The organism is Carboxylicivirga sp., assembly GCF_982718395.1.
Genome location: NZ_CEXQWX010000170.1, coordinates 1 through 12,443 on the forward strand (window position 1 = coordinate 1; position 12,443 = coordinate 12,443).

Below are 12,443 nucleotides of genomic sequence, written 5' to 3' on the forward strand. Positions count from 1 at the left end.
ATACAATTTGTCGCTCAACTATGTGCCATTAATGAAAGAAATAGCGGATGATGTGCGTTTGGTTTCGTTTAATACTTATTACAACATAAACAGCAAACAAAGCATCGGCTTATCAGTTCGAAACTATTCCTATGGTGATTTTGAGTTTATGCAAAATGTGAGTGATATGCCTGTTGTTAAGTCAATGAACGACTTTATGTTCGATCTGGCTTATGCACGCAGATTATCGAAGCATTTTTCGATGGCAGTAACCTTTAAGTATATCTTGTCAGACCAGCGGATACCAACGGTTTCAAATAACCAGTATTACGGAGTAGACGATGTGAAAAGTACTATTGGTGTTGATATTTCAGCCTACGGTTCGACTGATTTGAAGGTATTGAACGAATCGAAATTATCATACGGACTGAGCTTGTCCAATCTGGGTAATAAAATTGAATACAGTGCGGAGTATACGCAGTATATGCCAGCTAAACTAATGCTTGGTGTTGGTCTGCACAATGCTATAAATGATGACAATCAACTGTCTTTCAATTTCGATTTTGGTCGATATATGATCGCAGACGAGGATGAGCAGGATGTTGCCAATGAGAGTCCAATTTCCAATATCTTATCTTCTTGGGGCAATGATGATTTACTATCAGAGTTAATCTTTTCAGTAGGTGTGGAGTACATCTATAAGAAGACATTGGCTGTGCGTTGTGGTTACCATTACGAGAATGAAGAAAATTTTGGTATTAAGTACTTTGGAGCCGGAATAGGTTACAACTGGAAGTGGCTGACACTGGATGTTGGCTATGCGAACAGTTCTAATAGTTACCTCTATAAAAATCACTTGCAATTCTCAGTACAGGCCAGTCTTAATGATTTAAAGTTCAAATAATACAATAATTAAAGAGGACATCATGCCCTTAATGGTGTCCTCATATTTTTAAACTAAATCTATATAAAAATGAAAAAGATTTACACAGCAATTGTAGCCGTGTTGGTTACTTTATCAGTTAATGCTCAAATAGCAAGTTCTGATTATCATGAATTTACACATGATGGTTCAACCTACCGCATTGTAAAAGTTAAAAAAAATTGGAATGATGCAGTAACAGAAGCCATTGTAATGGGAGGCTATCTGGCTGAGCCTGAAACGGCAGAAGAAAATGAAGCGATTCATAATGCAATAGTCACTAATGTAGCCAGCGACTATGCGAGTGATTCCGATAATAAAAATTTTGCTTTGGTTTATATTGGAATTAAGTTCGCCACTATGGAAGAAGAGGTAATGGGAGATATATATGAAATCCAAGGTTACTTTTTAGATGGTAATAATGATAATAATGGGACACAAGTTGCATTTGAAGGAATGAGTGGTTACGCTGGCTCAGAAGTCGTTTACCATAATTGGGCATCATTAGGAACTGACGATGGAAATGGCGGCCTCATTTTGACTGGTGTTGAACCGGATCAGCACGATATAACTAATCCGGTTGGAGCAATTGTGCATAGCGATAATGATAAGTATGCATATGATGGTTCCTGGGTTGATTGTGATGGAAGCCAGGAACTATATTTTGTTGTTGAAATTGAAGGTACACCTACTGCCATTAATGAAAATGACTTACTGGAAAATACCCGTATTTATCCAAATCCATCAAATGGTACTCTTAATCTTCAGTTAGCAGATGAATTGGTTAATGGTACAGTTACCATCTTCAACTTGGCAGGCCAAAAGGTTTTTGAGAAAAACTCAATAAACTCAAAAGAGCAAATTACTTGCGATGTTGCTAAAGGTATTTATGTACTGACCATTCAACATGGAGAAGATAAAATAAGCAAAAAGATTACATTTAAGTAATCAGGTTTAAGTTGTAATGGACGAAAGTGGGGCTTTGCCCCACTTTTTTAGGAGTTATAGCAATAATTGGTTTTAAAGTGCTAAATGAAAATTGAATAATCCGAAACTTAAAATAATGTTCATTGGGTAAGAAGGATTAATTATATAATCTTTGCTAATTAACTTTAGAACAGCACGCTCTTGATCACTCAGTCACACCAATGGAAGCACATATTAAGTCACTTGAATTCGATCTTTACCCGATTGATTGCTTTCTTAGGCCGATTGGATGGTTAATCAGGCCTCTTGATTCCAAAATTGTACCCGATTGGAGGGTTTTATAGACCTGTTGGACGGTTTCTATGGCCTGTTGAATAGGATATTTGGTCGATGGAAGGGGGTACCAGGCCCAGGGGATGGTATAAAGCCCCGATGGACTACCTCTGTAGACCTCGGGGCTAATAAAATCAAGGGTTTGGCGTCTTTTAGCAATTGTATGGCAAATGATTGATTAGTAATTTGCTTATCACAATGGCTTGTTCCGGTTATTTCGGTATTAACCCTTATAGTTGTTGTAGTACTTCTCGCGTCTGTCCTCATTTTTCCAGAAAACGTAGCGCCCATATTCACGAATAAGGCTTACCTTCTCAAATAATAAGGTATAAGCTTTATCACGAAGTGATTTTGTAGCACTGCTTTGATCCGATGAACCGTTGGCTTCCGCTAGTAAATCCTTCAAATGATGCGACAAGGTTCTGGCACTTTGTAAGCGTGTTGTGTCAAAACTAATTCCGGTCAAAGGCTCAGGGTTTTTCTCACCTATTACAGCTAGCTCAACCAGATCCTGGATCATATCCAGTCGATCATGTCCTTCGCTAATTCGAATCACTTTGGCTAATACGTCCGAGTGATGACGATAAGCAAACTTAAAATGGTGTAATAATTCATTGCGTTCATCAAAAGCAGCAGGTGATTGTTCTAACCACTCTTTCTGAGCTTCCTGACGGGCCCGGTACTCACTCATCCATTCAGCCTGGCAGTATCGCAAGGCACCGGCCAATGGGTTTAATTCATCAATAATTTCTACATTCATACCTGCTGTGGAAAAGGCTTCTTTGTCTTTAGTGGCTTCCACAGCCAAGGTCTCTGCACTGGCAGCAAACTCATCCACCGGTTGGTTAGGCAGTTTCGTCTCTTTATCAGGTACTGCCACAATTTGTTCTTTCCATGCGTTAAAATCTTCGGTGTAACTCATGTTTAAAGATATTTAAATCCTATATTGCAAAGCTCCGCGGGCCTCCTCTTCCAATGCTCGACGCCAATCATGCTAGGTTGATGACGTGCCGGCGGTTTACTTTACAATATTTTAACTTAAAAATAGCATTATTTAGATAATTAAGAACATGACACTCATCACGCACTTGTAGATGTTTGTTTAATGATCGTATTTATATGGTGAACGTATTGATTTGCCGGATTAATGGTAGTAAAGTAGCAAAACTTCTCGTCTTTCCTATAATTGAATACAATTACTAGATGCGGCTAATTAATCACCCCTAAACATTATAGAATTGTAATAATGAGATATTGTTTTTTTCTTTGTTGGCAAAGATCATAAGATGGGTTCAGAAGCAAAATTACTTATTGCACTTAGTAAGGGAGATGAATCAGCCTTTAATGATTTGTTTGGCAGGTATTATGATATGATGTTATACCTGGCATTGAAGTATTTGCCAGAGAGGGATGATGCTAAAGAAGTTGTGCAGGATGCATTTGTTAAATTGTGGGAGAATCGTCATGCTTCGACTGATGTGTCCAATATCAAGAATTTTCTGTATACGATTGTAAAGAATAATTGCCTTAATGTGTTAAAGCGAAACGAATTTATCTTGAAGAGTAAAAAGGAGATATTGTGGAAAGAAATGGAGTATCGATATCAGGCTTTAGAACGAATGCAGTATGGCGATGTAGAATTTGAAGAGCTTAAACAGAAAATTGACGAAGCTATAGATAAACTTCCGGAACAGTGTAAGAAGGTATTTAAGCTAAATCGATTTAATAATTTAAAATACAAAGATATCGCTTCTTTACTGAATCTTTCAGAGAAGACTGTAGAATACCATATGTCAAAAGCTTTGAGTTTATTAAAAAAAGAGTTAGCACAATATTTATCTGTCATCTCAATTATTTCAAACTTACTCGATTAAATTGCCTTTACAATAAGTGAAACCTTTCTGGCTTTTTTCTTTTAATCAATGGATGCTTAATTCTTTAACTTTCAAAGCGTGGATGCGGAACAAACGCCTTCAAGTGCCTTGAGATTTGCTTTGGGACATTCTTTATCTCATCAATAATATACATTAAAAACTCATAGATTTAGAATGTAAGTTGAAAAACTATTTACACATTTGTTGAATGTAAATGTCTGGTTAATTGCGAGTTTTATTTTTCTTTTTTAAAAAAACAACAATCTCACTAGGGAAACCATATTACAGATTGTCTAGTAATTAAAGCAGTCTATATGGACTATTGAAGATGAAAAAACAAGACATTAGTATAATTACACGGTATTTGGCCAATGAATTATCAGAGGTTGAAAAAGAATCGTTATTGCTGAGGCTGGACAATGAACCCAACTTCAAAGAGTTATTTATGAAGCAATACGATCTGTGGGTGAAGACAGGTGTTACTAAAGTTGCAACAGCAGAAGAAAAACAGAAAGAGTTAGATCGTATTTGGTACAAGATTCGTCAAAATAAACCAAAGAATATTTACTTAAAGTTTATACGTTACGCAGCAGTGTTTATTCTATCATTATTATTGGGGGGAACTGGTGCTTATATAATTCTTAGAGAGACTCAATACAAACAAAGCGGAGAAATATTATACGTTTATTCGTCTGGCAGCAGAAGCATATCAGATATCACTTTACCAGATGGATCTAAAGTAAAGCTCAATGCCAATACAACCATAAAATATTCTCAAGACGAAAAACGTAAAGTGGAAATTGAAGGAGAGGCAACTTTTGAGGTGGTTCATGATGAAAAGAGGCCTTTTTTTGTGGATTGTGATGAACTTGTTATTGTAGATGTAGGAACTCTATTTAATGTTAAAGCCAGAACAGAAGATGAATTCGTTGAAACCATCCTGATGGAAGGTGTTGTTGATCTTCATGTTGAGAATCAAAAGCAGGTAAGCATGCAACCTGGTCAAAAAGCAGTGTTTTCCAAAGTAGATAAAAAGATTGAGTTAGAATTTTTTGATCATCAGGAATCTTTAGCCTGGAGTCAAAATCGCTTTTATTTTAAAGGTGTAAAATTAGAAAAGGTACTGAGCCAGTTAGCTGACTGGTATGAAGTTGAGGTTGTGTGGAAAAATAAAGCCCTAAAGAACAGAGAAATATATTACAATGCCTCTCGTGGCTTAAGCTTGCAATCAACCATGGAGTTATTAGATTATCTGGTTGAGATTAAATATGAAATTAAGGAACAGGAGGGTGATATTCCCACCGCTATAATAATTTACTAAATCCAAACAATCAAATTTGCCTATGAAACACTATGGAATAATATAATGAAATAGAGCTGGTTGCAGCCAGCTCTATCATTCATTTAATCATTGAAGCTTTTAAATAGAATGCTTCAAATAATCACTTTAAACATTACAAATTTATGAAAAAATTGATTAAGCTGTATCGATGTCGATATTGGCAGCAAAAATTGCTACGACGTATGAAAGCAACATTCGTATTATTGTTCTTGTTTGTATCTGTAACTTTTGCCAGCACTAAAGCACAAGAAAGGATTAGCATTAATGCTAAAGATGCAACATTTTTGGAAGTATTGGATCAGATTGAGAGTCAATCCAACCTGGGGTTTGTTTTTAGCTTAGACGAGCTTGATTTAAATAAACGGTTTAACATTAAGGAGTCCGGGATCAGTGTTTTTGATTTACTTGATAAATTATTGGAAGGTGAAGATCTGCTGTATCGAAAGGTGGGTGATAATATTATTATTAAGAGTCAGTCAAGAACATCACAAACTAACGCCCAGCAAAATGAACATAGGATTACTGGTAAAGTAGTTGACAAAACGGGAGAACCATTACCCGGTGTTAATGTATATGAAAAAGGCAACCCTACACATGGAGTGATAACCGGTATTGATGGGGGCTACACAATAAAGGTTGCTTCATCTGATGTTATACTAAGGTACTCTTTTATAGGTTATGATGATCAGGAATTAAATGTTGCAGGAAGACAAGAGATCAATGTAACATTGGTAGAGGAATTTACTGATCTGGATGAGGTTGTTGTTGTTGGATATGGAATAAAAAAGAAAGAATCTTTGACTGGAGCGATTTCAACGGTAGATAAGAAAATAATTGAAAATAGGCCTGTAGCTAATACAACTGAATTGTTACAAGGTGTTGCACCTGGTCTAACTATTACTCGAAATAATGCTGGTCGAATAGCAAATCCAGGTGTCGCTATCAATATTCGTGGAGCAACCAGTCGTTCTAATCCTGGGGTTTTAGTTGTGATTGATGGAATTCCTCATGAGCAGAATAATTCTTTAGCTCTTGATCAAATTAACCCTAATGATATTGAAAGTGTTAGTATCTTAAAAGATGCTCAGGCGGCTATTTACGGCGCAAGAGCAGCAGGTGGAGTTATTGTAATTACTACCAAAAGTGGTAAAAGTGAAAAGCCTATAATCCAAGCATCGGCAAGTTATACTTTGAATGTGCCTGATTCACAGGCAGAAACGACCAATATATTGCAGTATATTGAAATGAATCATGATGCATTTGTTAATGATGGTGTTATTGACAACATGTTTGTTAGCAACATGAATTACATTAAAGAAAACAATATAACCTGGGAGGATGTGAAAAGAAATGATAATAAATATACTCATCCATGGCCATATGATAATACTGGGACTTTATTGGTGTATAGACACACTGATTGGCAGGATGTATTATATGACCCTGCATTAATGCAAAACTATAATTTATCTGTATCAGGGAAAACAAATAAATCTAACTATTATACTTCAATAGGTGTAGTTGATCAACAGGGTATGTTGGCTGTTGGCACGAATTATAATAGAAAATATTTTTTACGTGTTAAGTATGATTACGACGTAACAAATAAAATACAATTAAGAACTAATATTTCATTAGAAAGACAAAAAGTAACAGAACCGACAAATTATAATACGGGTCAAGGTTGGGGTGGTATGATGATGGAATGTGCTCCTGTATTTGCCCCTAATGGTGAATATTATAATTATGGATCATATCAGAACCCTTATGCAGCTTATGAAGCTGGTGGAGATGCGACGGGTATAAATAACCGTATTAAGGCAAATGTAGGAGCTGTTATTAAGCCCTTTAAAGACCTATCAATTAATACAGATATTTCTACTAATATTGATTTATATGACCGTGAATGGGCCTCATTGGGTTATGATTTATATAACTTTAGGAATCAATTTTCAAGGAACAGTAATTCGAATCGTAATTCTGCGGGTGTTAATTTTTCGAAAAACTGGCATTATGTAGGTAATATTTATGCCGATTATAATAAAGTAATAGCTGAAAAGCATATAGTAAATGCAATGGTTGGTTATTCTCATGAAGAATTTAACAATCATTCATTTGGTGCGCATAGAAGATTAGGTTTGATTAGCCCGGAAAATCCTCACATGTCTCTTGGTGATGCTGATGAGCAATACAATTATCAAAGCAAAGCTGATTGGGCTTTAAAATCATTATTTTCGCGTGTATCTTACGATTATAACAGCAAATATTTTGTTGAAGGAATTTTTAGACGTGATGGTTCTTCCCGTTTTGCTGAAGGTTATAAATGGTCTAATTTTTATGGTATATCAGGAGCTTGGGCTATAACTAATGAAGCATTTATGAAAGATATTAACTCTCAGATATTATCTTTTGCAAAAATTCGAGGTTCATTTGGACAAATGGGTAATCAATCAAGTATTGGATTATATGATTTTCTTGCTCGAATAAACATTAGCGGTGTTTATCCTTTTGGTCATCCATCTTCACCTATACAGGCTCAAAAGGCTGCATTAGCTGGACTTGCAAGTCCGACAAGGACATGGGAAATTGTAGAGACCACTAATATTGGGGTTGATATTATGACTTTGGATAATAATCTGATAATCAATTATGATTATTTTGTGAAAAATAATAAGAACATGTTTTACAGCAAAGAGTTTCCTGCTGTATTAGGAATCCAAGCTCCAACGGTTAATGGCGCACACTTAAAAACATGGGGATGGGAATTGAACGTGCAATATCAAAATACATATAGAGATTTAAAATATAGCATTGGTTTCAATTTAAGTAATACGGATAACGAAATAGTGAGATTAGATGAACCAGTTACGCCAAGACATGGCCATAATGCTTTTGTAGAAGGGCATGCGATAGGCTCATATTATGGTTTAGCCTATGATGGAATTATACAAAATGAAGAAGAGCTTGCAGAATATAAGAGTAAATTCACTTCAGGTATACCTAACACTATTCGAGTGGGTGATGTTAGATATAAAGATTTAGATGGTGATGGAAAATTAGAAGGCAATGTATATGAGGTTGACGAAAATGGTAACCCTACCGAAAATTCGGGTGATACTAAATTATTAGGTAATACTGGAATTGATTATAGATATGGTATTACTTTATCAGCTGAATGGAAAGGATTTACTTTTAATGTATTATTCCAAGGCGTTGACGATTGGTTAGTTTTTGATGGGGCATCTTGGGATAGCCGACCTATTACGCACTGGGCGCATCAACCACTAAGACATTTTTATGGCAATACATGGACAGAGGATAATCCAAATGCAAAATATCCTAAAACGACTCAAAATAAAGGTCTACAAGGTTATAACTATACGATGTCAGATGCACCTCATGTAATGTATAACAATAAGTATTTCAGATTGAAAAATATAAGATTTGGTTATTAATTACCTGAGTCATTAGTTTCAAAAATTGATTTACAGAAAGTGCATGTATATGTATCTGGAACAGATATTTGGGAAACTAGAAATATTCCGGGCCATACTGATGTTGAAAGCCCGTTCAATAAAAAAGCTTCTCCATTCCCAAGAGGATATTCATTTGGCATTAACGTTACACTATAAAATTTTGAAAAAATGAATAAAATTTTGAAAAATATATTAATAGCATTAGTTAGTGTTTCTTTTCTGATATCCTGTGAAAAGGATTTAAATTTGATTCCGACTGATCAGATCACAGAAGGAAGCTATTTTACTAAGGAGCAGGATTTCAAATTATTTGCAAATCAGTTTTATGAATATTTACCTGATTTCGTTTCTTTATTCTATAGGGATAGAATAAGTGATATCGTTGCAAATTGGAATCAGGATGCAGTAAGCGATGGTTCATATAACCCTTCTGTAGATAGTTGGCTTTGGAATAATTCATACGCTCAGATTCGGAATGTGAATTATTTGATTGAGAAAGTTGATGCAGCTGCTGAAGGTTTAAAACAGAATGTGTTGTTATATAAAGCTGAAGCACAATTTTTCCGCGCTTATATTTATTACAATTTATATAAGGATATGGGAGGTGTGCCCATTATCGATATTGCTTTAAACGTTGATGATGAGGAATATTTAATGAAAGCTCGTGATAGCCGTGAGGATGTTGTTACATTTATCTTAAATGATTTGGATCAGGCGATTAGTGTATTACCATATCATAATGAGATTGTTGGTAATGACATTGGACGTGTCAGCAAAGAAGTTGCATTGTCTTTGAAATCACGTGTTGCATTATTTGAAGGTACTTGGCAAAAGTTTAGGGGAAAGTCAGCTGACACTTATTTACAACAAGCAATTGATGCATCAAAGGCGGTAATAACTAAAGGTAATTTTGAATTGTTTGATCGTCGTGATGTATTAAATGATGAAAATTATAAGCATTTATTTCTATTAGATGCAGCTGTATCGAATGCAGCTGGTTTGACGAAAGCTGATAATAATGAATACATCTTTGTTAAAAAGTTTGATATTAATATCAGACCTGCGAGAACTATTAGCGTACACAATTTACCTAGTCCTACCAGAAAATTTGCAGATTTATTTTTATGTACTGATGGTTTACCGATTGATAAATCACCTTTATTTCAAGGTAGGGAAATGATTCTTTCGGAATATGAAAACAGAGACCCCCGCATGACAAATGTATTGGTTAAACCATTTACAAAGTTTTGGGGTAATTTCCCTCCTGAATTAATAAGAAATTGGGATGATCCACAGGCTGGAGGAACACCATTTACTGTTAATTTTGGAAATGAAACTTGTACAGGTTATTTGAGACAAAAAGGTTTAGTAGAGATTGAGGGGCCTTTTGCTCCAGATGCACCTATAATCAGATTGGCAGAAGTATATTTAATGTATGCTGAGGCAGTTTATGAAAAAAATGGGGCTATTTCAGATGATGATTTGGACCTTTCATTAAATCACCTTAGAGAAAGGGTTGGGATGCCAAAATTAACCAACGCTTTTGCAACGGCAAATAATTTAGATATGCGTACAGAAATAAGACGTGAACGTACTATTGAATTGTTTATGGAAGGGCATCGTTTTGATGATTTAAGAAGATGGTATACTGCGTCAGAGGAAATGCCTCAGTCTTTAACAGGGGTGAAATATACGGGCACTCAATATGAAACTGATTTACCTTGGAGTGAAATAACATTTAATTTAGATGGTGAAGGTAATATAATAAAGCAAAGTAATGTAGATCGTAAATTTGAAGAAAAACATTATTTGTTTCCATTACCTACTCATCAGTTAAAAATAAATGAAAATTTAACTCAAAACCCTGGGTGGGAATGAGTATGGTTAGATTAGGATAAATATCAATTGAAAGCCAGCTTTTATAGCTGGCCTTTTTATTGATGAGTTAATAAAGAAAGGAAGAATAAAAGAATAAATATGAAACGTAAGAATTTCATTATTTTATTTTGAATTAATTTTTATAAGTGATTAGAGTAATTTAAATTTCTATTTTATGAGTAAATATTTATTGTTATTCTTTGTTGTTTTGATAGGATGCAATCAACCTGCAAAAGAAACAGTCATTAAAAAAGCAACTGAAATGTATGATGCCGTACCGAAAGGTGTGCGCACAAGATGGATTAGTCCTGAAAACCCCAATGGGGAAAAGGGAAAAGGAGGTATGACTAATAAAGGAGCGAAAGGGAATGCTTTTTATATTGTACAGCCAGGTGAAACAAAAGTTTTAATGGATGTTGCGGGGTCTGGCATAATTCAACGTATGTGGATGAGTGGTTCTATTGCAAAGAGTATAGAACAGCGTCGTGCAGTACGAATTGATATGTTTTGGGATAATGCTGATAAACCTGCTGTAAGTGCCCCAATAGGTGACTTTTTTGGTATTGCTCATGGTTTACTTTATCCATTTGAAAGTGCTTTATTTTTAAGCCCTGAAGGAAGGTCTTTTAACTCTAATGTAAAGATGCCTTTTAAAAAGCATGCAAAAATTACTATTACAAATGAATCAAAGAAAGAGGTATGGTTTTGGTATGATATTAACTATTTAGAAGTTGATAATATACCAGATAACGTTCTTTATTTTCATACTTATTGGAATCGTGATGTAAAAACTGAATTAGGTAAAGATTATGTGATTTTACCGAAAGTTGAAGGAAGTGGGAGATATATAGGAACCAATATGGGTGTAATTGGAGGTGAAGCATATCAAGGCAGTTGGTTTGGTGAAGGAGAAGTGAAAATTTATCTTGATGGAGATAAAGATTATGCTACATTAGTTAATACTGGCACTGAAGATTATATTGGAACTGGATGGGGACAAGGAACCTTTTCAAATAGATATGTTGGCTCTGTAATTTCTAATAAAGAGCATGATATATATGCTTTTTACAGATACCATCTTGATGACTATGTATATTTCAATCAGGATTGTAAAATTACTATTCAGCAGATGGGGAGTTCGAAAAAAGGTAAAGTTTTAGAAATGATTGAAAAGGGAGGAGAACTGATACCAGTTTGGTATTTTGGCAGAAAAGATAACAAAACATATCAAGGACGATTATTAGAATTAGAAGAAGATAAATTTAATTCGCCTGATTTTGATCCTTATTCAATGAATATATATCGTCGTGATGATGTATGTGCTACGGCCTATTTTTATCTTGATCGACCTGTAAGTAATTTGCCTGAGCTTCCTTCTGTGGAGTTGAGATTAAAGGATTTGGGCAAAAAGATTTATTCTAAATTGTAGAGCTAAAACATATTGAAGATGGTTAAAAAACTAATTTTATTATTGATTATAGTGACAGCTTGTAATGGCATGTTACATTCTCAGAATACAAACCAAATTAAATATGAAGCGAATTGGGAGTCATTAGATACGAGACCTGTTCAAGATTGGTTTGGAGATGCTAAATTTGGTATTTTCATTCATTGGGGACCATATTCGGTTCCTGCCTGGTCGCCAGCCGGTACATATACTGAATGGTATCAGTTTTGGTTACAACAGCATAATATATTTGGTAATAACAAGC

At 34.9% G+C, this 12,443-nt stretch carries 9 protein-coding genes; 8 read left to right on the forward strand and 1 reads right to left on the reverse strand.

What is annotated here, in order from left to right; all coding sequences use genetic code 11:
- Nucleotides 1–883 (forward strand): PorV/PorQ family protein (locus AC4MRQ_RS21485; protein ID WP_491199781.1); only part of this gene is annotated, 883 nt, incomplete at its 5' end.
- 69 nt (nt 884–952) lie between these two features.
- Complete coding sequence (locus tag AC4MRQ_RS21490) at nt 953–1,849, forward strand: T9SS type A sorting domain-containing protein (protein ID WP_491199782.1); 897 nt, start codon at nt 953–955, stop codon at nt 1,847–1,849.
- 535 nt (nt 1,850–2,384) lie between these two features.
- Here AC4MRQ_RS21490 and AC4MRQ_RS21495 read toward each other — a convergent pair.
- On the reverse strand, nt 2,385–3,083 hold the full coding sequence (locus AC4MRQ_RS21495; protein WP_491199783.1) for a hypothetical protein: 699 nt from the start codon (nt 3,081–3,083) through the stop codon (nt 2,385–2,387).
- A gap of 364 nt (nt 3,084–3,447) precedes the next feature.
- Here AC4MRQ_RS21495 and AC4MRQ_RS21500 point away from each other — a divergent pair, with 364 nt between their 5' ends.
- From AC4MRQ_RS21500 to AC4MRQ_RS21525, 6 genes are all read left to right on the forward strand, one after another.
- Complete coding sequence (locus tag AC4MRQ_RS21500) at nt 3,448–4,035, forward strand: RNA polymerase sigma-70 factor (protein WP_491199784.1); 588 nt, start codon at nt 3,448–3,450, stop codon at nt 4,033–4,035.
- Between the two features lie 328 nt (nt 4,036–4,363).
- Nucleotides 4,364–5,356: a FecR family protein gene (locus AC4MRQ_RS21505; protein ID WP_491199785.1), complete on the forward strand. Its 993-nt coding sequence runs from the start codon at nt 4,364–4,366 to the stop codon at nt 5,354–5,356.
- A gap of 143 nt (nt 5,357–5,499) precedes the next feature.
- Entirely contained in the window at nt 5,500–8,832 is a 3,333-nt protein-coding gene (locus AC4MRQ_RS21510; protein ID WP_491199786.1) for a SusC/RagA family TonB-linked outer membrane protein, read from the forward strand.
- Between the two features lie 189 nt (nt 8,833–9,021).
- On the forward strand, nt 9,022–10,731 hold the full coding sequence (locus tag AC4MRQ_RS21515) for a RagB/SusD family nutrient uptake outer membrane protein (RefSeq protein WP_491199787.1): 1,710 nt from the start codon (nt 9,022–9,024) through the stop codon (nt 10,729–10,731).
- A 175-nt stretch (nt 10,732–10,906) separates the two neighbouring features.
- Nucleotides 10,907–12,160: a glycoside hydrolase family 172 protein gene (locus tag AC4MRQ_RS21520; RefSeq protein ID WP_491199788.1), complete on the forward strand. Its 1,254-nt coding sequence runs from the start codon at nt 10,907–10,909 to the stop codon at nt 12,158–12,160.
- Nucleotides 12,161–12,178: 18 nt separating this feature from the next.
- The coding region (locus AC4MRQ_RS21525) for an alpha-L-fucosidase (RefSeq protein ID WP_491199789.1) at nt 12,179–12,443 on the forward strand (265 nt) is incomplete at its 3' end.

Coding starts and splice junctions, on each gene's coding strand:
- AC4MRQ_RS21490 (WP_491199782.1), top strand. CDS start 953: ATGAAAAAGATTTACACAGCAATTGTAGCCGTGTTGGTTACTTTATCA.
- AC4MRQ_RS21495 (WP_491199783.1), bottom strand. CDS start 3,083: ATGAGTTACACCGAAGATTTTAACGCATGGAAAGAACAAATTGTGGCA.
- AC4MRQ_RS21500 (WP_491199784.1), top strand. CDS start 3,448: ATGGGTTCAGAAGCAAAATTACTTATTGCACTTAGTAAGGGAGATGAA.
- AC4MRQ_RS21510 (WP_491199786.1), top strand. CDS start 5,500: ATGAAAAAATTGATTAAGCTGTATCGATGTCGATATTGGCAGCAAAAA.
- AC4MRQ_RS21515 (WP_491199787.1), top strand. CDS start 9,022: ATGAATAAAATTTTGAAAAATATATTAATAGCATTAGTTAGTGTTTCT.
- AC4MRQ_RS21505 (WP_491199785.1), top strand. CDS start 4,364: ATGAAAAAACAAGACATTAGTATAATTACACGGTATTTGGCCAATGAA.
- AC4MRQ_RS21520 (WP_491199788.1), top strand. CDS start 10,907: ATGAGTAAATATTTATTGTTATTCTTTGTTGTTTTGATAGGATGCAAT.